We start from the raw sequence: 19680 nt of genomic DNA, 5'->3' as shown, positions 1-19680 counted from the left end.
AATAATGACTTTATATATTGTAGCAACACCTATTGGTAATTTAGATGATATTACCCTTCGCGCGATTAATACACTTAAGCAAGTTGACTTAATTGCGGCTGAAGATACCCGTCATAGTGGACTGCTTTTGCAACATTTGGGGATTAAAGCCAAATTGTTCGCCTTACATGATCATAATGAGCAAGATAAATCACAACTATTAATTGAAAAACTTAAATCAGGATTATCAATAGCGTTAATATCTGATGCAGGCACACCATTAATTAATGACCCCGGTTATCATTTAGTGAAAGCTTGCCGTGAAAATAATATTAATGTAGTACCCATCCCTGGTGCATGTGCGGCCATTGCGGCACTCTCAGTGGCTGGATTACCTTCGGATAGATTTAGTTATGAGGGATTTTTACCGGCTAAAACAAAAGCACGACAAGATTATCTTACTACGTTAATTGATGAACCACGAACTATGATTTTTTACGAATCAACGCATCGACTTTTAGATACCTTGCATGATATGCAAACCATTTGGGGAAGCGATAGACAGATTGTGTTAGCTAAAGAGCTGACCAAAACATGGGAAACCATCGTCCATTTTTCCATAAAAGATCTTATTGAATGGTTAGAAGAAGATAGTAACCGACAAAAAGGCGAATTCGTTTTGATTGCCGAAGGTATGAATAAAACGGATGATGTGATTGATGCAAAAGCAATTAATACACTAAAACTGTTATTAAATGAGCTACCTTTAAAAAAAGCCGCAGCGATAACTGCTGAAATTTATGGGCTGAAAAAAAATCAATTATATCAACTCGGATTAACCTTTCAAAATTAGCTAACAATTATATTGTTAATAAAACTATGTTGAGATTAAGCAGAGTATCGTTTTAAGTGTTGATTTCGATGATCTTATATCATCAGCATTAGCACAATTAGTGCAATTTAGTATATAATCAACGTTTAAGATTTTTATAACACAAGGTAATAAACAATATGGGATTTAAATGTGGAATTGTCGGTCTACCAAATGTGGGCAAGTCAACGCTTTTTAATGCACTAACTAAAGCTGGGATTGAAGCGGCTAACTTTCCGTTTTGTACTATCGAACCTAATACAGGCGTAGTGCCAATGCCCGATCCGCGTTTAGATCAATTAGCGGAAATTGTTAAGCCGCAACGAACATTACCAACGACCATGGAATTTGTTGATATCGCAGGTTTAGTAAAAGGTGCATCTAAAGGTGAAGGACTTGGTAACCAATTCTTAGCTAATATTCGTGAAACCGAAGCAATTGGCCATGTTGTTCGTTGTTTTGAAAACGAAAACATTGTTCATGTTGCAGGTAAAATCGATCCAGCTGAAGATATCGAAATTATTAACACAGAACTTGCGTTAGCCGATCTTGAAGCCTGTGAACGCGCTATTACCCGTTTACAAAAACGAGCTAAAGGTGGTGATAAAGACGCTAAATATGAACTTGAGATTCTTGAAAAGTGCCTTCCTCACCTTGAACAAGGTAAAAAATTATTACTTTTAGATTTAAGTAAAGAAGAACTAGATGCGATTAAATATCTTAGTTTCTTAACGTTAAAACCAACTATGTACATCGCGAATGTCAATGAAGATGGTTTTGAAAACAATCCGTTTTTAGATAAAGTGAAAGCCATCGCTGAACAAGAAAAAGCAGTCGTAGTACCAGTTTGTGCAGCTATTGAGGCAGAACTTGCTGAGCTTGATGATGCTGATCGTGATGAGTTTATGCAAGATCTTGGTTTAACCGAACCGGGTCTAAATAGAGTTATCCGCGCGGGTTATAGTTTACTTAACTTACAAACTTATTTTACTGCTGGCGTTAAGGAAGTTCGTGCTTGGACTATCTCTGTTGGTGATACTGCACCTCAAGCAGCGGGGAAAATTCACACCGATTTTGAAAAAGGATTTATCCGTGCACAAACCATTGCCTTTGATGATTTTATCAAATATGGTGGTGAACAAGGTGCTAAAGAAGCAGGAAAAATGCGTTCAGAAGGAAAAGATTATGTCGTGCAAGATGGCGATATTATGAATTTCTTATTTAATGTATAATCAAGTTTTAATGGGTGCAGTTTAATACCGCACCCTATTTATTTCAATTTTGTAAAATTAATAACTCGCCAATATCACTCTTCCCTGAATGGATAATCAATTATAAGGAGCTTCATTTATGTTATTAACCTTTGAGCAAGCTAAAAAAAATATACTTGAAGCATCATCATTATACAATCAACTTTCAAGTGAAAAAGTTGCATTATTTGACGCCTTAGATTGTGTTACTGCCGAACCGGTTATTTCTCCAATTAATGTACCAAGTTTTAACAATTCGGCTATGGATGGTTATGCGGTAAGGTTAGCTGATATCAATCAATCGAAATTGTTACCTTTAGCCGGTACTATTTTTGCTGGAGATGATATCTCTAATCTGAATTGGCCATTAGGGAGTTGCTTACGCATTATGACTGGCGCGCCTGTTCCTGAACAAGCTGATGCTGTGGTGATGCAAGAAGAGACAGAGCAAACAGAGTCAGGTATTAATTTTTTAGGTGATATTAAATTAGGTAGCAATATTCGTTGTATCGGCGAAGATGTTAAACAAGATTCGGTGGTGGTGACTAAAGGTACACGTTTAACCATTCCAACACTATCAAGTTTAGCCACGCTTGGTATAACTGAATTAGTCGTCTATAAAAAAATAAAAGTCGCTATCTTTTCAACCGGAAATGAATTAACCGATATTGGTGATCCGCTAACAAACAAAAGTGCAATTTATGATAGTAATCGATTTACGCTAAAATTATTATTATCTAAATTAAATTGCCAAATTATCGATTTAGGTATTATTGCCGATGATCCGAACCGAATTAAGCAGTCACTTGAAACAGCGTCTAAACTTGCTGATTTAGTGATTACAAGCGGTGGGGTTTCTGTTGGTGATGCAGATTATACAAAAACAGCTTTAGAAGCACTGGGTAAAATTAATTTCTGGAAAATTGCTATAAAACCCGGTAAGCCGTTTGCGTTTGGAAAGATAGGTGATGCGTTATTTTGTGGATTACCTGGCAATCCTGTTTCGACATTGGTCACTTTCTATCAGTTAGTTCAGCCTTTGATTTTAGCACTGTCAGGAGAGCATTTAACCTCTAACAATCTGTCATTTGAAGTGAAAGCAGCAACGAATCTTAAAAAAAGTGTTGGCCGATTAGATTTTCAACGTGGTGTATTGCAAGTTAATTCTGAAGGTGAGTTAGAAGTTGCTTCAACGGGTCAACAAGGCTCACATCTAACTCAGTCGTTTAATCACGCCAACTGCTTTATCATCCTTGAGCAAGAAAGAGGCAATGTTGCTAAAGGTGAATATGTGACAGTTGAGCTGTTTAATAATTTATTAAAATAGCGCAACTAAAACAGCACCTGCAGCAATCATGGCAACACCAATGGCTGAAAGAAATGAAATTTTTTCGCCAAAGATAATAACAGCAAAAATGACGGCAAAAACAACGCTAAGTTTATCAATCGGGGCAACTTGCGAGACTTTACCTTCTTTAATTGCCATGAAGTAGAATAACCAAGATAATGCCCCAGCGACTCCACTCAATGCGATAATAAGTAATGCTTTCTTATCGTTAAAGAACGTGTTAATTAGATTTAGCTTTCCTTGCACGGCAACCACGCCAACTAAAAAAATCGCCATAACAATAGCCCGTATTGCGGTTGCAGTATTGGCATCAAGGTGTTGTAAACCAATTTTACCTAAAATTGCAACACATGCAGCGGTAATTGCCGATAGCAAAGCATAAACAAGCCAAGCGCTCATATTAATACCTATCTATTTGAAATAAATACTGTTGATTGTTTGAATTCTTTTGGCATTGTTCTGATTTATTCATCACTCCTCGGCAATCTTCAAGCACACCGTGAGCTTTTGACCAATGGTACTGTTTGCCTTCATCATTTTTACCACCACAAGCTGTTAAACTTAAACTTAGTGTCAGGCAAGTTAGTGCGATAATTACTGGTTTCATCATATCCCCTCGCAAATATTTAGTTATCTTATAATTTATTCGTTATTCTAATGCATTATTAAACTGATTGATAGCAAAGCTATCACCAATTTTTACTACGTGAAAAGCACGATCTTTCTTCAATGAATTTAATAAAAACGGTGGCTCATCTAACGATTCATCCGCTAATTCAAAAGCTCCCCAATGAATGGCAATCGCTGATTGGCAATTTAATTCATCAAACAGTTGCAATGCTTGTTGAGGGTCGATGTGCTGTGATTGCATAAACCAACGCGGTGCATATGCGCCGATGGGGATCAAGGCTAGATCGATTTGCTTAAACCTTTCGCCAATTTTCTTTAAACTGGTTGAATAGCCGGTATCCCCCATAAAGTAGATATTTTTCGATAACGACGAGTCATCATTCTGCATTACCCAACCACACCATAATGATTTGTTGACATCAAAAGCACTTCGATTACTCCAATGCTTTGCTGGTGTCGCAGTAAACGTTATTCCACCAATATTAGAAGATTGCCACCAGTCCAACTCAATAACTTGCTTCGCTCCCCATTTTAATAGTTTGGTTTTGAGCCCTAGGGGAACTAAAATAGTCATTTGTGGAAAACGTTTTACCAGTTGTTTTATACTATTAAAATCAAGATGGTCATAATGGCTATGCGATATCAAAACTACATCAATGGTTGGTAATTTATCGATAATAATAGCGGGTTTGGTTCGTCGTTTAGGACCAATAAATTGAAACGGCGAAACTCGGTTGGAAAAAACCGGATCGGTTAATATCCATTTATTATTAAGTCTTATTAACGTAGTTGAATGCCCTATCCACCAAACTCGATCACCTTCTAAATTTAAATCAATTGAGCTACACCAAATTTGGTTAAATACTTGATATCCTGCTTTGGGTGGTAAGACTTTACGTTTAAGGCGCCAACGTAGCGCGTCAGTCAATTTAATTGAAAAAGGCTCACTATTTTTAAAAGCTCTATGATGTAAATTATCACTTCGCTCATTAAGGGCTTTATCTAGCGTTTCGTTTTTTTTATTCATTAATTTGTTGAGTTAATTGATACTTCGTTCAATAATCACAGCAACATTGCCTGCATTAGCAATCGCATCTGGTTTTGAGACTTTGATTTTTAACCATTGAACAGAAAATTGTTCAATAACTAACTGTGCAACACGTTCAGCTACTGTTTCAATAAGCTCAAATTTATTTGCTTCAATAAATGATGTTATTGATTGTGAAACAACGAAATAGTCTAAACAAAATTCTACATTATCACTTTTTCCTGCTGGCTTATTATCCCAAGCCATTTCTAAATCAAGGACTAACTTCTGTTTGATGTTTTTTTCCCAATCATAAACACCAATTGTGGTATAAACTGTTAGAGATTCAATTAATACTCTATCTTTAATCGTTAATGTCATATTCAATTCCAAGCATTGATATTGTTTAAAATAGAGATTACCGAATCTTATTAAATTACGCTATAATTTATTTCAAATAATAGTGAATAAAAGATGATATGACTCGAATTTTTCAACCCTACACCATCAATCAAAACAGCCTAATTACCTTGGACGACAATGCTTTTAATCACCTGATCCGTGTATTAAGAATGAAGCCTGGCGAATCAGTGACGTTGTTTGACGGCTCTAACCAAATTACGCCAGCAGTGATCCATGAAGTAAACAAAAAAAACGTTGTTGTAAAAACAGCAACAACTGTTTTTGATGATCGAGAATCACCATTAAACATTCATTTAGGCCAAGTTATTTCTCGTGGCGATAAAATGGAGTTTACTATTCAAAAATCAGTTGAATTAGGTGTGAGTATCATTACCCCACTACTTTCTGAACGCTGTGGCGTAAAGCTCGATCAAGAAAGGCTTGAAAAGAAGGTTCAACAATGGCAAAAAATTGTTATTTCTGCCTGTGAACAATGTGGGCGTAACATCATTCCTACCATAAATTCGGTAATGAAATTAGAAACTTGGTGTGCAAGTTTAACTGATAGCCTAAAACTCAACTTACATCCAAAAGCAGAAAAAGGCATAAATCAACTGTCGTCTGAGAATAAAAACATTAGTTTATTAATTGGACCAGAGGGTGGGCTATCTAACGAAGAAATTCAGATGACGCATCAATATCAGTTTACCGATATTTTACTCGGTCCACGAGTTTTACGAACTGAAACAGCTGCACTAACAGCAATAACTGCCCTTCAAGTTCGTTTAGGTGATTTAGGTTAATCACCCAAAATGAATGAGTTAACAATTGATTGCTTTGCTTATTAATCGGTAACGAGTATGATAGTTCAAAACTTGATTTTTATTGCTAAAACCATGCTCTACCTTGATTTCAAATAAGTGATTTTAAATAGGTAGAAAAGCGTGCAAGTCATCAACAGCAAATTCAATGCAATCAGATAAAATCAGTAAGGAGTCAACATGATTAAACTTGGTATTGTTATGGATCCCATCAGCCATATCAAATTAAAAAAAGATACCAGCTTTGCTATGCTGCTTGAAGCACAAAAGCGAGGTTATCAACTCTATTATATGGAGATGAATGATCTGTTTTTACGTAATGGTGAAGCAAGTGCAACCACTCGTATACTAACAGTTCATAACAATAGTGAACATTGGTTTGATTTTGGTGACGAACAAACAATAGCATTAAGTGAACTCGATGTGATACTAATGCGTAAAGATCCGCCTTTTGATACCGAATTTATCTATGCGACTTATATTTTAGAACGCGCTGAAGATAAAGGCGTATTAGTAGTTAATAAGCCACAAAGTTTACGTGATTGTAATGAAAAATTATTTACTGCTTGGTTTGCTGATTTTACGCCGGAAACTTTAGTTACTCGCCAAACATCACAAATTAAGGCTTTCCATCAACAATTTCATGACATTATTTTAAAACCACTTGATGGTATGGGTGGTTCGTCAATTTTTAGAATCAAACAAGATGATCCCAATGTGTCTGTGATAATTGAAACACTTACCGAGCATAATACTCGTTACTGTATGGCGCAAAATTTTATCCCGGCAATAAAAGATGGTGATAAACGTATTTTAGTTGTCGATGGTGTTCCGGTTCCTTATTGTTTGGCGCGGATACCTCAAAAAGGTGAAACACGTGGAAACTTAGCCGCTGGCGGACATGGTGAAGTAAGAGCTTTAAATGATAGTGATTGGAAAATTGCCAACAGTATTGGACCAACATTAAAACAAAAAGGACTTTTATTTGTAGGACTTGATGTAATTGGGGATAAATTAACTGAAATTAACGTCACTAGTCCAACTTGTGTACGAGAAATTGAAACTGCCCATCCAGATTTATCAATCACAGGGCTTTTAATGGACGCGATTGAATCAAGATTAAATAAAAAGAGTTAAAAAATGATTAGAGAATACCAACCAAAAGATTTAGATGCCATTATGAAGATATGGCTACAAGGTAATGAACAAGCTCACAACTTTATTGATCTTGAATTTTTTAAACAGAACTACGATATAGTTAAAATGTTGATTCCAATGTCAACTATCTATGTCCAAGATCTTAATGGCGTAGTAGGTTTTATAGGTTTAACTGAGAATTATATTTCTGGACTCTTTGTTGAAGAAGGTTTTCGTCATCAAGGAACCGGAGCTGCGCTAGTTGAAAAAGCAAAACAGCGTCACAATGAATTATTGGTACATGTGTATAAACAAAATAGTGATGCGATTAACTTTTACTTATCGCAGGATTTTGAAATTATTGGTGAATCAATTAATGAAGAAACCAATCATCCAGAAGTATTAATGCGTTGTAATGTAGAACATAAAGTCAAAATTGGTAAATGTGCATTATAATTTAACAACAATGTGAGCGTATGAATTTAAAAAATCATTTTATTATTGCAATGCCAACACTACATGATTCAGTATTTAGTCGTTCTGTGGTGTATATCTGTGAACATAATCGTGATGGTGCAATGGGTATTATTTTGAATAAGCCTATTATAGATCTCAATGTTGAAACCGTATTGTCCCGTCTTGAAATCACTGCCTCAAAAAGTTGTGCTGAACTTGAGCATCCAGTATTTTGTGGTGGACCACTTGCCGAGGAGCAAGGTTTTATTTTACACACGCCTCATAAGGGGTTTGCATCAAGTATACAGATTTCTGATGATGTGATGATAACCACATCACTTGACGCATTGAAATCGATTGGCTCTCCAGAACAACCAAAAGATATCTTTCTAGCACTGGGTTACTCAAGTTGGCAATCATTACAACTTGAAAGTGAAGTTGCCAAAAATGACTGGTTAGTTACCGAAGCTGATCCACAAATTATTTTTGAAGTGGCTATTGAGGATCGTTGGAAAAAAGCGGCTGAATCATTGGGCATTAATATCAGTACTATTTCTCACCAAATGGGTAATGCATAGACAATGGCAACTATTATTGCATTTGATTTTGGTACTGCAAGTATTGGTGCAGCTATTGGTCAGGACATCACAAAAACAGCTAACCCACTTTGTTCATTTAAAGCTCGTGATGGCATACCTAATTGGCAAGCGATTGAAAAAGTACTTAATGAATGGAAACCCGATTATTTAGTGGTTGGACTACCGCTAAATATGGATGGCACAGAACAACCTTTAACCGCTAGAGCTCGCAAATTTGCTAACCGTTTGCATGGTATGTTTGGTTATCAAGTACATCTACAAGATGAACGATTATCCACAGTTGAGGCTAAATCACATATTTTTGCTTCACGTGGTTATCGGGCGCTTGAAAAAGGTCATGTTGATGCAACTTCTGCCATTATTATTTTAGAGAGTTGGTTTGAGAACAATGAATCTCTTTAATTAATAAGTTATTTTATCAATAATTAGTCGCCAATAAATTTCATCCTTGCTAAAATATCAAACAATTTTTCTACTGTAAGGACTGCTCCCGTGTCAAATAACAAATCTCTTAGCTATAAAGATGCCGGTGTCGATATCGATGCAGGCAATGAACTGGTAAATCGCATTAAATCTGTTGTAAAAGAGACCAAACGTCCTGAAGTTATGGGTGGACTAGGTGGTTTTGGTGCATTATGTGCAATTCCGCAAAAATATAAGCAACCTATTTTAGTATCAGGTACTGATGGTGTTGGCACAAAATTACGTCTGGCAATGGATTTAAACCGCCATGAATCAATTGGTATTGATTTAGTTGCAATGTGCGTTAATGATTTGATTGTTCAAGGTGCGGAGCCGTTATTCTTCCTAGATTACTATGCAACAGGTAAACTTAATGTTGATGTTGCAGCAACAGTCGTTACAGGTATCGCTGAAGGTTGTAAACAATCAGGCTGTGCTTTAGTTGGCGGTGAAACAGCCGAAATGCCGGGTATGTATCACGGTGATGATTATGACTTAGCCGGCTTTTGTGTTGGCGTAGTTGAAAAAGCAGAAATGATTGATGGAAGTAAAGTACAAGATGGTGACGCCTTAATTGCTCTTGCATCAAGTGGTGCCCACTCTAATGGGTACTCTTTGGTTCGAAAAATAATCGAAGTGAGTGGTGTAAATCCAGCTACAGAACAATTAGATGGAAAACCATTAGCTGATCATCTACTTGCTCCAACCAAAATTTATGTCAAATCTGTCCTAGATTTAATTTCCAAAATCGACGTTCATGCAATTGCCCATATTACTGGTGGTGGTTTTTGGGAAAACATTCCTCGTGTTTTACCGGATAACACTCAAGCAATTATTAATGAATCAAGCTGGCAATGGCCGTCAATCTTCAATTGGTTACAACAAGCTGGTAATGTCAGTCGTCATGAAATGTATCGTACTTTCAACTGTGGCGTTGGTTTGATCATCGCTTTACCAAAACAGTTAGCTGACCAAGCCATCAATTTGCTTAATGAGCATGGTGAAAAAGCTTGGCTACTAGGTGAAATAAAAACATCATCATCAACTGAGCGTGTAATTATTAAATAATACTATTCGTTTATATTATCCAACCATTTGGATAATATAAACTTTTTATCCAATCAATGCTATTGATACTACTCATTGGTAAACTTTCAAAAAAACTTCAACTTAAATAACTTGTTAAGTTAGCTTAATCATCAACTTTTGCAATTCGATTTACCAATAATAATTCGCTTGGTAATGATTAAAAACAGATAGTCATAACGGAAAAAATTAACACAAAAATAACTAAAAGCTATCTTACTTTCTGGTACAATAGTCAAAAAATATAATAACTAAGTAATGTCATAAAACGATAAAATACAAGGTTTTTTAATGATCATATCAGATGCTAATAGTGCGGTGTCATCTGTCGCATATCGTGCAAACGAAGTCATTGCTATTTATCCCATTACACCGAGTTCATCAATGGCTGAGCAAGCCAGCACATGGGCAGAATTTAATAAACCCAATGTATTTGGTGATACCCCAAAAGTAGTTGAGATGCAATCCGAAGCTGGCGCAATCTCGACCGTGCATGGCGCATTAATGACTGGTGCACTAGCAACATCATTTACCTCATCACAAGGTTTACTATTAATGATTCCATCGCTATACAAAATAGCGGGAGAATTAACACCATTTGTTTTACACGTTGCTGCTCGTACCGTTGCAACTCATGCATTATCTATTTTTGGTGACCATTCAGATGTCATGTCAATCAGGCAAACTGGTTTCGCCATGCTTTGTTCTAGCTCAGTACAAGAAGCTCAAGATTTAGCGTTAATTTCACAAATAGCAACACTCAATAGTCGTATACCATTTGTCCACTTTTTTGATGGATTTAGAACCTCACATGAGGTCAATAAAATTTACCCAATCAGTGATGAACAAATTCGTAACTTACTACCTAATCAAGCTATTGAAGCTTTTCGTGCTCGCGCATTAACACCAGATAAGCCGGTAATACGCGGAACATCAGCTAATCCTGATACCTACTTCCAATGTCGTGAAGCCATTAATCCCTATTATGAAAATGCTTACAACCATGTTGTTGATGCGATGCAGGCATTTGAAAAAGAGACAGGTAGAAAATACCAGCCTTTCGAATATTATGGCGCAGAAGATGCGCAACGTATTATTGTTATTATGGGGTCGGGGGTCAGTACCACCAAAGAAGTGGTTGATCATCTAATCAAAAATGATGAAAAAGTTGGCGTAGTCATCGTCAGATTATACCGCCCTTTTTCAGCAAAACATCTACTTGATATTATCCCTAAAACCGTGAAAAAAATCGCGGTGATGGATCGCACCAAAGAACCAGGCGCTCAAGCAGAACCACTTTATTTAGATGTAATGACAGCATTTGCTGAAAGTTTTTCTCGCGGTGAACGTAGTTATTTACCACAAATTATTGGTGGTCGTTATGGTCTATCTTCGAAAGAGTTCGATCCTCGCTCGGTATTAGCTATTTTTAATGAATTAGCAACTGAGAAGCCAAAACCTCGATTTACTGTTGGTATTTACGATGACATAACTGGATTATCATTACCATTACCAGAACAATCAATACCACAAAAATCGGCACTTGAAGCATTATTTTATGGTTTGGGAAGTGATGGAACCGTATCTGCAACAAAAAATAATATTAAAATTATTGGTGATAACTCACCATTTTATGTTCAAGGTTATTTTGTTTATGACTCGAAAAAGGCAGGCGGTTTAACCACCTCTCATCTTAGAGTCAACCTTGAGCCTATTGATTCACCTTATTTAATCACCAGTGCTCATTTTATTGGTTGTCATCAAGATCAGTTTATTGACAAGTATCAGATCGTTGAAAGATTGAAAGACGATGGAATCTTTTTGCTTAATACGCCTTATAGTAAGGATGAAGTCTGGCATAGATTACCTAAAGAAGTGCAAGTTCAATTAATCAAGAAAAGAGCGCACTTTTATATTATTAACGCGGCTAAAATTGCTCGAGAATGTAACTTAGGGGCAAGAATAAACACCGTAATGCAAGCCGCTTTCTTCCATTTATCTGAAATATTTAAAAATGATTTCAGTATCACTCAACTGAAAGAAGTTATTGCCAAAAGTTATAGCAGTAAAGGGCAAGATATTGTTGAAAATAACTGGAAAGCACTTGATTTAGCCATCGCATCACTTGAACAAATTCCATTAAGTTGTGTTGATGAAAGTAGCCCATTGCGCCCATCAGTCGTACCAAGCAATGCACCTGATTTTGTTAAAATGGTTACTGCAACAATGTTAGCCGGCTTAGGTGATACTTTACCCGTTTCGGCGTTCCCGCCCGATGGAACATGGCCAGTTGGTACCACCAAATGGGAAAAACGCAACATTGCGGAAGAAATTCCAATTTGGAAACCCGAACTTTGTACCCAATGTAACCATTGTGTAGTAGCTTGTCCTCACGCGGCTATTCGAGCCAAAGTGGTTAGTGAAATAGTTAATGCACCAGAATCGTTAAGCTCACTAGAAGTGAAAGCGCGAGATATGAAAGGTCAACGCTACGTATTACAAGTTGCGCCTGAAGATTGTACTGGATGTAATTTGTGTGTTGAAGTTTGTCCTTCACGTGACCGCAATAACTTTGATATCAAAGCTATCAATATGCAGTCGCGCATTGATAATCTTGAAACACAGCGGACTAATTACGAGTACTTTACTGCACTACCAGATCGTGAAATAAAAACCCTCGAACGTATAGATATACGCACATCGCAACTATTAACACCATTATTTGAATATTCTGGTGCATGTGCGGGTTGTGGTGAAACACCTTACATCAAATTATTAACGCAATTATATGGTGATCATCTCGCTATTGCTAATGCCACTGGTTGTTCATCAATTTATGGGGGTAACTTACCGTCAACACCATATACCACCGATCATAATGGTCGAGGACCAGCATGGGCAAATTCATTATTTGAAGATAATGCCGAATTCGCCCTTGGCTATCGAATTACCTATAACCAACATAAAAAACGAGCATTACGTTTGTTGGAACATGTTGCAGGCGAAATTTCACCAGAAATTGTAATCAATTTACAATCTCCGGATCTTTCAATTGATGAAAAACGTACGCAAGTCAATTTACTTCGTCAACAATTAGCTCATTTAACCTCAGCGGAAGCTAAAGAGCTAATACAAGATGCTGACTACTTAATTGATAAATCAGTATGGGCAATTGGTGGTGATGGTTGGGCATATGATATTGGGTTTGGTGGATTAGACCATGTAATGAGTCTCACTGAAAACGTAAATATCTTAGTTCTTGATACTCAATGCTACTCAAATACTGGTGGTCAACAATCGAAGGCTACACCAATGGGTGCTGTATCAAAATTTGCTGATTTAGGTAAAAATAAAGCCCGTAAAGATCTAGGTGTGAGTGTGATGATGTATGGTCACGTTTATGTTGCTCAAGTGGCCCTAGGCTCACAACTAAATCAAACCCTAAAAGCATTACAAGAAGCTGAAGCCTATAACGGCCCTTCTCTCGTTATTGCTTATAGTCCTTGTGAAGAACATGGTTATGATTTATCTAAATCTCATGAACAAATGAAAGATTTAGTAAAATCAGGTTTTTGGCCACTATACCGTTATGATCCTCGTCGTATGCAAGAAGGAAAACCGGGTCTAGTGCTAGACTCAAAAGCACCAAACAGTGAATCATTAACTGATGTGTTACTCAAAGAACAACGATTCCGTCGTTTAGAAACACTTGAGCCAGTGATTGCTAATACCTTGCATGAACAATCTGCAAAAATGGTTAATTCCAAATTTAAATTCTTGCAGATGCTAGCAACCTATTCCGATATAGAAACGCCAGCTGACAGCTAAATCTAAAAACGGATTAATTGGTTAAATTAATCCGTTTAATCTCTTTAATGAAGATCCAATTTTTGGGAATAAAAAAAACTCTCTAAATATAGAGAGTTTTTTATTATATTTATTAAACTTTTTTAACGACCAGTCACACGACGTGTCATCCAGTAATGTTTTTTCCAGTAATCTTCATTCAGATTTGAATAGATAACACCTTTTGAAGTTGAAGCATGTAAGAATTTACCATCTGCATAATAAATACCAACATGTAATCCGCTACGACTACGTCCGGTTTTGAAGAAGACTAAATCACCCGCTTTAGGCGTGGTAACTTTATAACCTAATTTAGCTTGTTCAGCAGCACTTCTTGGAAGGGTCTTTTGTAATCTATTTTTGTAGAAGTTCATAACTAAACCAGAACAATCACTACCAGCTAAAGTAGTACCACCATAACGGTAAGGTGTTCTCTTCCATTTTGAGTAGTGCTGTTCAATTTTGGCTAACATCACAGGATCAGATTTAACTGATACTTGGCTATGACTGCTACTACAACCAAATAATACGAATAATGATAAAATTAGTGAGCTTACTAATAATCGCTTTTTAACGCTACCGCAGCTGCTGCGCAACTTCGTTAATAATCGATTGTCTTTTCTTGTCATTTCTTCTTGTTCCTTTATTCAACGTAGACCACTGCGAATAACGTCTTGCTACCTTTAAACTTTTAGGTAAAACGCCTTTTTGCCACTTATTCTCATCAAGTTTAGACAACTTAATTGGGCTAAGGTTCGCGTGGCTGCGAAAATTTAAACTCTCTTTAAGCTGAACTAATCGTAAAGAAAGAAAACAAATGATCACATCATCAACACTTAGTTTACTAAATCCAGAAAGCTGATAGCGCATTCTCGATCCATAATGCTTAGCAGTTTGCATTAAACTACCAACGGCTGCACCTATTAACGCAGCTGAACCAAATGATAATCCACCAGTTGCTAAATCAATGCTAGCACCGATTGTAGCGCCCGACACAAAACCTTTGGTCAAGTGAACCCCCATCGTTTTTAATGCATCAAGATTAAACAAGTCTGCATTATAACGGCCTTTGATTAAAGGCAAATTCTCTTCACTCTCTTGAGTTGAATCGAATTGATAGAGCTTCAATAAATCATTAATTGCTTTCTGTTCACGTTTCCTGACTTTATTTTGCATGTCAGCGACAGCTTGCTTATCATCAGATTTTGCCATTTCATAAAAAGCAGTCACATCAACTAATGCTTCTGCAATGATTTGGTTAGCTGTACGATTACGTGATTCACGAGTTTCAGCAATATTAACTAGCCAATTATCCAATATTTTTTTTGCTGGTTCAACCAATAACGCCAAGCTATTGTACAATTTTTCTTCACCGTCTAAGGGTGGAAAAACAGCGTTGAACCCAATGATAGCATGAATCCCCATTCTTGAAAGCAATCTTTTCCATTCCTTTTCATTCTGTTCCTCAGCTGAAATGAAGTTAAGTACTGCAAGAATCGGTTTATCGCTATTGGCTAAGATAGCTAATTCATCGTGATATTTAGGTAGAACGGGCTCTCGCACGTCGATCACATAGATAGCAGCATCACAATTTAACACCTGTCGGATTACTTTTGCTTCTTGATTGAAGAGGTTTTCAGCTTCTGGACTTTGTAAAAAAATCGTTAATTTATCGACTCCATCAAGCTTACTATTTGGCGATACAAGTTGATTGATATAGTCATAAAGCGCCAAACTGTCTTCAAATCCGGGTGTATCATAAAAAGTAATGTCGGTGTTATCCGCTAGAGGGAGTTTGATTGACTCTACATGTCTAGTTGTCCCTGGCTTATCAGAAACATCACCAAAATGACTATCTCTTATTAATGCACGCAAAAGTGAAGTTTTACCAAAATTTGCATGTCCAACTATCGCTAATTTCAATGAAGTTATCATATTAATTATCCTGATCTAACCAGCTAGGATTAGCTAACGGTAAAGATAACGATTGCCAATTATGTAATTGTTTACCATGATTAATAAACCATATTCGACTTTGCTGTGATTTATTCATTAATTGTTGAACAAAATTTAATACCCCGCGATCTGGTGCTCGATCAGTATCGATTGCAATTAACACTTTATACGCGGGTTTTAATTGCAAAAGATCTAATATTGCATTTCGCTGCTCACGAGTATTTAAAAATCCGTAAAAATGCCCGTCATGCGGTGGATTCCAACTCTCATCTACATCCACAGCCACTAAATAGACACCACTTCCTTCTTCAATCTGTGAGATTGGTAGTTGCCATTTAGGTTCGCCTAACTTATCTTCATCCACCATTTGGGTTAAAAGTGGCTGTAATTGTTGGGATAGGATTTGAAAGTCAGGATCATCCAAATTTAATTTAATTTTTCGGCTACTCACAATCCAAGCGATGCCACAAAACGTCATTAATAGAAATCGAACGGCTAATCCATAACAGATAAAAACACCTAATAGCCAAATTGCCCAAGAAGAACGAATGTCACCCTCACTTAAAGCGTGTTCACTAAGCTTAATCACATCATCATTTGGAATCGGAAAACCAAACAAAGATGGAACATAACCTAAATAATGCGTTAACTTAATAATGGTATCAGAACTTAATAAAGTAGTTTTCCACTCAAAACTGTAGTGCTGAGTTGAAAATAGCATCAATAAAACGAATAAAGCACTACATAAAATAACGACCCAAAAAAGATTCAGAACAAAACCAAGCAACCAACGGATTGAAGAACCAAATAAAGTGATAAAAGCCGGTACAAGCTGTTGCACGGTCTTTTTTTGATAAAGCTTTTGGGCTATCCATAACCAACAATGGATTAATAAACTACCACCAAAGCGAGAAAAGAAAAAAAATGAACCAATCCAAATAATGAGCGTAATAAAATGAACACCTAATAAGCACAATAGCGCCCAATACAAATTGATTGGATTTTGACTCAAAGCGCTAAATGTTAATGAACCACCTAAAAAAATCGAAATTAACAGTAATAAACAGAAAGAAATTTTAATAGAACGTAAAATAACCTTTTGCGCAGAATATAAACCATTTTGTTTAGACAGTATTGTTGCGCGGGTAATGATACGGTTAACCAAAGAGGTTGGCATAGCTTTAACTTGTCGATTAATATCTTGATCAGCAAATCGACCTGATTCGGATTCTATTAAATGGATGGTTTGAGTAAGCCACAAAGATTTTAGCTGTTCGCGCATTTAAATATCATCTTCACATTAATTAGTCGTCATAAAAGAAACGCGACCTAAGTCGCGTTAAAAAAATTGAATCATTTACTGGGTTATTTCACCAATTTTGCTTAAAAGGGTTTGAATACGTTGTTGCCAAACTTGTTGATCTTGTTTTAACTTCTCATTTTCGTCACGTAATGCTTTCATCTCATCTGAACTATCATTAATTAATTGTTCAAGTTCATGATTGCCTTGCTTTAATCTCGAAATCTCTTCTTTCAAGGTATTAATAGTGTTTACAGTGTTTTGAATTTTAGTTTCTAATTGATTCAATATTTCTAATGACATATTTTTCCTCAAGCTCAATTTATTTGGTGTATAATAAGGAGTATTATAACGAATTCATTCTGAAATCAACACCATTTTAAATCTTAAGTTGGAGAAAATTATGCGAAAACCACTCGTAATGGGTAACTGGAAACTCAATGGAAGTATCGAAATGGCTAAAGACTTAGTTGCAGGACTAAGAGCTGAGCTATCAACTGAAGCAAACTGCGATATTGCAATTGCACCACCGACTGTGTACTTAGATTTCGTTAAACATCAATTAGGTGGCTCAACTATTCTTTTAGGCGCACAAGATGTTGGTGTTCATCTTTCAGGTGCTTATACTGGTGAAGTCTCAGCCACTATGTTAAAAGAAATCGGTGTGACTCACGTGATCATTGGTCACTCTGAACGTCGTACTTATCATAAAGAATCAGATGAATTTATCGCTCAAAAATTCGGCGTATTAAAAGAAGCTGGACTTGTTCCTGTACTATGTATTGGTGAAACAGAAGCTGAAAACGAAGCCGGTCAAACTCAAGCAGTATGTGCTCGACAAATTGATGCAGTAATTAATGCATTAGGTGTTCAAGCATTTAATGGTGCAGTAATTGCTTATGAACCAGTTTGGGCAATTGGGACTGGAAAATCTGCAACTCCAGCTCAAGCGCAAGCAGTACATAAATTTATTCGTGACCACATTGCAAAACAAGATGCCGCTGTCGCTAAACAAGTTATCATTCAATACGGTGGTTCTGTAAATGACAAAAATGCAGCAGAACTATTCACTCAACCAGATATTGATGGTGCATTAGTTGGTGGAGCTTCATTAAAAGCTGATGCTTTTGCAGCGATTGTTAGAGCAGCAGAACAAGCTAAAAAATAAGCATTAAAATAAAAAAGACGCCTATAAAAGGCGTCTTCTTTTTAACTAAATTAAATTTTGTAACTTATTTTTTAACCTTATTTTCATACCTAGATGGCCAAATTTTCTCAACAGGCACTTGCAAATATTCAGAGATAATACGTTCATATTTAGGACAATGACGATATAAAGCATTACGTAAAGTATCAGCCTGTAAACCACTTGATCGTGAAAGCGCCCTTAAATTTCCGCCTCGAATTTTAATTTCACCTACAACTCTTGATGGTGTCCAGTCTTGATCTTGTTCTCTCATTATGAGATCCTCTATTGGTTAAATTTTTTGCTATTGTAAAGATTATCGGTGTTACGATTCTAGATCGATAAAAAGTTACCGGCAAAGAATAGCACATAAAAAAACGAATTAAAACAATAAAAACAAAAAAACAGCCACAAATGGAATAAAATATAATGGAAACGAAAGAAAAAAAACCTAAAACCAAAGAAAAAACACGAACTTTTAACGATACTTGTGTTGAAACTTTTAAAAACCGATTAACGCTCCTATTAGAAGGTCGTTCAGGCAATGCATTTGCCAGAAGTGTTGGTATGTCCGAAGCGGTAATCCGTGATTACTTAAGTGGAAAAACCTATCCATCACTCAGTCGATTAGCTACTATCGCAGATAAATGCGATGTATCAATTGAATGGTTAGCAACAGGTAAAGGTGAATGTCGCTTACTACCTGAAACGCTAAGCCGAGGTACAGTGAATGTTCCGTTTCTTAATAAGAACGAAACTATTAACGCATTCACAATTTTAGATACGATCCCATTTGATCTCACCTTAACTAAACATCAAGGTTGTGAAGCAGATGATCTTGCTGCGGTTTGGGCTAAAGGTGATTGTATGGAACCAACTATATCCAACCATGATATAGTCATTATTAATACAGCAAATAATAAACCAGTTGATGGTTTCCTTTATACTGTACAATATGATGATCAAATTACTATCAAACGAATTCAAAATCAAGGTTCAAATCTGTTATTGATTTCAGACAACCCAAAATACCCGACTATTACGAAAGCTAAAAATGAGCAAAAAGATTTTAAAATAATTGGTCATGTAATCTATTTATTGAAAAATCTCAATTAATATTGCCATTGTGCTTTTTTTATTTTTACTCCATTGATGCAAATCAATGGAGTTTTTTATCACTTGATATTGCATTTTTTTCTGCGAACAACATAAAAATGTCATTAACAAAATTAAGCAATCTAATCACATTCCATACAGCATAACCTTATACATTTAGCCTTAATTATGCTAAAATCACCACAAAATTTTTGCCCATTAATTTAGT

At 36.2% G+C, this 19680-nt stretch carries 21 protein-coding genes; 12 read left to right on the top strand and 9 right to left on the bottom strand.

Annotated features, from left to right (window positions below):
• Nucleotides 1-4 precede the first annotated feature (4 nt).
• The 3 genes from rsmI to moeA all read left to right on the top strand — a co-directional run bounded on the left by rsmI (nt 5) and on the right by moeA (nt 3427).
• Entirely contained in the window at nt 5-832 is an 828-nt protein-coding gene (gene rsmI / locus A9G07_RS02945; RefSeq protein ID WP_065733956.1) for a 16S rRNA (cytidine(1402)-2'-O)-methyltransferase, read from the top strand.
• Nucleotides 833-990: 158 nt separating this feature from the next.
• Nucleotides 991-2082, top strand: coding sequence for a redox-regulated ATPase YchF (gene ychF / locus A9G07_RS02940; protein ID WP_065562637.1), 1092 nt, complete (start codon nt 991-993; stop codon nt 2080-2082).
• A gap of 118 nt (nt 2083-2200) precedes the next feature.
• The gene (moeA, locus tag A9G07_RS02935) at nt 2201-3427 is read left to right on the top strand and encodes a molybdopterin molybdotransferase MoeA (protein ID WP_065733955.1); all 1227 of its coding nucleotides are present in this window, start codon (nt 2201-2203) and stop codon (nt 3425-3427) included.
• On the opposite strand, the gene A9G07_RS02930 is transcribed toward moeA, so the two are convergent.
• From A9G07_RS02930 to folB, 4 genes are read right to left on the bottom strand one after another with little or no spacing between them, the layout of a single operon-like run.
• Nucleotides 3419-3847, bottom strand: coding sequence for an EamA family transporter (locus A9G07_RS02930; RefSeq protein ID WP_065562639.1), 429 nt, complete (start codon nt 3845-3847; stop codon nt 3419-3421). The genes moeA and A9G07_RS02930 overlap by 9 nt on opposite strands.
• A gap of 1 nt (nt 3848) precedes the next feature.
• On the bottom strand, nt 3849-4058 hold the full coding sequence (locus A9G07_RS02925) for a hypothetical protein (RefSeq protein ID WP_141673930.1): 210 nt from the start codon (nt 4056-4058) through the stop codon (nt 3849-3851).
• Nucleotides 4059-4097: 39 nt separating this feature from the next.
• Nucleotides 4098-5105, bottom strand: coding sequence for an MBL fold metallo-hydrolase (locus A9G07_RS02920; protein WP_065733954.1), 1008 nt, complete (start codon nt 5103-5105; stop codon nt 4098-4100).
• 12 nt (nt 5106-5117) lie between these two features.
• On the bottom strand, nt 5118-5486 hold the full coding sequence (gene folB, locus A9G07_RS02915) for a dihydroneopterin aldolase (protein WP_065562642.1): 369 nt from the start codon (nt 5484-5486) through the stop codon (nt 5118-5120).
• A 98-nt stretch (nt 5487-5584) separates the two neighbouring features.
• On the opposite strand from folB, the gene rsmE reads away from it, so the two are divergent.
• The 7 genes from rsmE to nifJ all read left to right on the top strand — a co-directional run bounded on the left by rsmE (nt 5585) and on the right by nifJ (nt 13896).
• Nucleotides 5585-6310, top strand: coding sequence for a 16S rRNA (uracil(1498)-N(3))-methyltransferase (rsmE, locus tag A9G07_RS02910; RefSeq protein WP_065733953.1), 726 nt, complete (start codon nt 5585-5587; stop codon nt 6308-6310).
• Nucleotides 6311-6508: 198 nt separating this feature from the next.
• Entirely contained in the window at nt 6509-7465 is a 957-nt protein-coding gene (gene gshB, locus A9G07_RS02905; protein ID WP_065733952.1) for a glutathione synthase, read from the top strand.
• 3 nt (nt 7466-7468) lie between these two features.
• A complete protein-coding gene (locus tag A9G07_RS02900; protein WP_065733951.1) occupies nt 7469-7921 on the top strand; it encodes a GNAT family N-acetyltransferase in 453 nt (150 codons plus the stop codon).
• A gap of 20 nt (nt 7922-7941) precedes the next feature.
• Entirely contained in the window at nt 7942-8499 is a 558-nt protein-coding gene (locus A9G07_RS02895) for a YqgE/AlgH family protein (RefSeq protein WP_065562646.1), read from the top strand.
• A gap of 3 nt (nt 8500-8502) precedes the next feature.
• A complete protein-coding gene (gene ruvX, locus A9G07_RS02890) occupies nt 8503-8922 on the top strand; it encodes a Holliday junction resolvase RuvX (RefSeq protein ID WP_065562647.1) in 420 nt (139 codons plus the stop codon).
• A 90-nt stretch (nt 8923-9012) separates the two neighbouring features.
• A complete protein-coding gene (gene purM, locus A9G07_RS02885) occupies nt 9013-10050 on the top strand; it encodes a phosphoribosylformylglycinamidine cyclo-ligase (RefSeq protein ID WP_065733950.1) in 1038 nt (345 codons plus the stop codon).
• A 309-nt stretch (nt 10051-10359) separates the two neighbouring features.
• Nucleotides 10360-13896 (top strand): pyruvate:ferredoxin (flavodoxin) oxidoreductase, encoded by a 3537-nt coding sequence (gene nifJ / locus A9G07_RS02880; RefSeq protein WP_065733949.1) that lies wholly within the window; start codon nt 10360-10362, stop codon nt 13894-13896.
• 122 nt (nt 13897-14018) lie between these two features.
• Here the strand turns inward: nifJ and A9G07_RS02875 are convergent, their stop codons facing one another.
• The 4 genes from A9G07_RS02875 to zapB all read right to left on the bottom strand — a co-directional run bounded on the left by A9G07_RS02875 (nt 14019) and on the right by zapB (nt 17473).
• Complete coding sequence (locus tag A9G07_RS02875) at nt 14019-14543, bottom strand: C40 family peptidase (protein ID WP_081299493.1); 525 nt, start codon at nt 14541-14543, stop codon at nt 14019-14021.
• Entirely contained in the window at nt 14491-15849 is a 1359-nt protein-coding gene (locus tag A9G07_RS02870) for a DUF3482 domain-containing protein (protein ID WP_065733948.1), read from the bottom strand. Before A9G07_RS02870 ends, A9G07_RS02875 begins: the two co-directional genes overlap by 53 nt.
• Before the next feature lies 1 nt (nt 15850).
• Nucleotides 15851-17152: a DUF2868 domain-containing protein gene (locus A9G07_RS02865; protein ID WP_065733947.1), complete on the bottom strand. Its 1302-nt coding sequence runs from the start codon at nt 17150-17152 to the stop codon at nt 15851-15853.
• Nucleotides 17153-17227: 75 nt separating this feature from the next.
• The gene (gene zapB, locus A9G07_RS02860) at nt 17228-17473 is read right to left on the bottom strand and encodes a cell division protein ZapB (protein ID WP_065562652.1); all 246 of its coding nucleotides are present in this window, start codon (nt 17471-17473) and stop codon (nt 17228-17230) included.
• A 100-nt stretch (nt 17474-17573) separates the two neighbouring features.
• On the opposite strand from zapB, the gene tpiA reads away from it, so the two are divergent.
• Nucleotides 17574-18338, top strand: a complete 765-nt coding sequence (tpiA, locus tag A9G07_RS02855) for a triose-phosphate isomerase (RefSeq protein ID WP_065733946.1) — start codon at nt 17574-17576, stop codon at nt 18336-18338.
• Between the two features lie 64 nt (nt 18339-18402).
• Here the strand turns inward: tpiA and A9G07_RS02850 are convergent, their stop codons facing one another.
• Complete coding sequence (locus tag A9G07_RS02850) at nt 18403-18630, bottom strand: helix-turn-helix domain-containing protein (protein WP_065562654.1); 228 nt, start codon at nt 18628-18630, stop codon at nt 18403-18405.
• Nucleotides 18631-18785: 155 nt separating this feature from the next.
• Between A9G07_RS02850 and A9G07_RS02845 the strand changes: the two genes are divergently transcribed.
• Nucleotides 18786-19472 (top strand): LexA family transcriptional regulator, encoded by a 687-nt coding sequence (locus tag A9G07_RS02845; protein WP_065733945.1) that lies wholly within the window; start codon nt 18786-18788, stop codon nt 19470-19472.
• Nucleotides 19473-19680 lie beyond the last annotated feature (208 nt).

The sequence above is a fragment of the Gilliamella sp. wkB72 genome (genome assembly GCF_001693745.1).
Classification (GTDB): Bacteria; Pseudomonadota; Gammaproteobacteria; order Enterobacterales; family Orbaceae; genus Gilliamella; species Gilliamella apicola_E.
Note: the sequence above shows the minus strand (reverse complement) of the source record. Positions and strands in the feature narration are given on the sequence as shown.

Bases quoted from the DNA above. Each gene is read 5' to 3' on its own strand.
- rsmI (WP_065733956.1), top strand. From the start codon at position 5: ATGACTTTATATATTGTAGCAACACCTATTGGTAATTTAGATGATATT.
- ychF (WP_065562637.1), top strand. From the start codon at position 991: ATGGGATTTAAATGTGGAATTGTCGGTCTACCAAATGTGGGCAAGTCA.
- moeA (WP_065733955.1), top strand. From the start codon at position 2,201: ATGTTATTAACCTTTGAGCAAGCTAAAAAAAATATACTTGAAGCATCA.
- A9G07_RS02930 (WP_065562639.1), bottom strand. From the start codon at position 3,847: ATGAGCGCTTGGCTTGTTTATGCTTTGCTATCGGCAATTACCGCTGCA.
- A9G07_RS02925 (WP_141673930.1), bottom strand. From the start codon at position 4,058: ATGATGAAACCAGTAATTATCGCACTAACTTGCCTGACACTAAGTTTA.
- A9G07_RS02920 (WP_065733954.1), bottom strand. From the start codon at position 5,105: ATGAATAAAAAAAACGAAACGCTAGATAAAGCCCTTAATGAGCGAAGT.
- folB (WP_065562642.1), bottom strand. From the start codon at position 5,486: ATGACATTAACGATTAAAGATAGAGTATTAATTGAATCTCTAACAGTT.
- rsmE (WP_065733953.1), top strand. From the start codon at position 5,585: ATGACTCGAATTTTTCAACCCTACACCATCAATCAAAACAGCCTAATT.
- gshB (WP_065733952.1), top strand. From the start codon at position 6,509: ATGATTAAACTTGGTATTGTTATGGATCCCATCAGCCATATCAAATTA.
- A9G07_RS02900 (WP_065733951.1), top strand. From the start codon at position 7,469: ATGATTAGAGAATACCAACCAAAAGATTTAGATGCCATTATGAAGATA.
- A9G07_RS02895 (WP_065562646.1), top strand. From the start codon at position 7,942: ATGAATTTAAAAAATCATTTTATTATTGCAATGCCAACACTACATGAT.
- ruvX (WP_065562647.1), top strand. From the start codon at position 8,503: ATGGCAACTATTATTGCATTTGATTTTGGTACTGCAAGTATTGGTGCA.
- nifJ (WP_065733949.1), top strand. From the start codon at position 10,360: ATGATCATATCAGATGCTAATAGTGCGGTGTCATCTGTCGCATATCGT.
- A9G07_RS02875 (WP_081299493.1), bottom strand. From the start codon at position 14,543: ATGACAAGAAAAGACAATCGATTATTAACGAAGTTGCGCAGCAGCTGC.
- A9G07_RS02870 (WP_065733948.1), bottom strand. From the start codon at position 15,849: ATGATAACTTCATTGAAATTAGCGATAGTTGGACATGCAAATTTTGGT.
- A9G07_RS02865 (WP_065733947.1), bottom strand. From the start codon at position 17,152: ATGCGCGAACAGCTAAAATCTTTGTGGCTTACTCAAACCATCCATTTA.
- zapB (WP_065562652.1), bottom strand. From the start codon at position 17,473: ATGTCATTAGAAATATTGAATCAATTAGAAACTAAAATTCAAAACACT.
- tpiA (WP_065733946.1), top strand. From the start codon at position 17,574: ATGCGAAAACCACTCGTAATGGGTAACTGGAAACTCAATGGAAGTATC.
- A9G07_RS02850 (WP_065562654.1), bottom strand. From the start codon at position 18,630: ATGAGAGAACAAGATCAAGACTGGACACCATCAAGAGTTGTAGGTGAA.
- A9G07_RS02845 (WP_065733945.1), top strand. From the start codon at position 18,786: ATGGAAACGAAAGAAAAAAAACCTAAAACCAAAGAAAAAACACGAACT.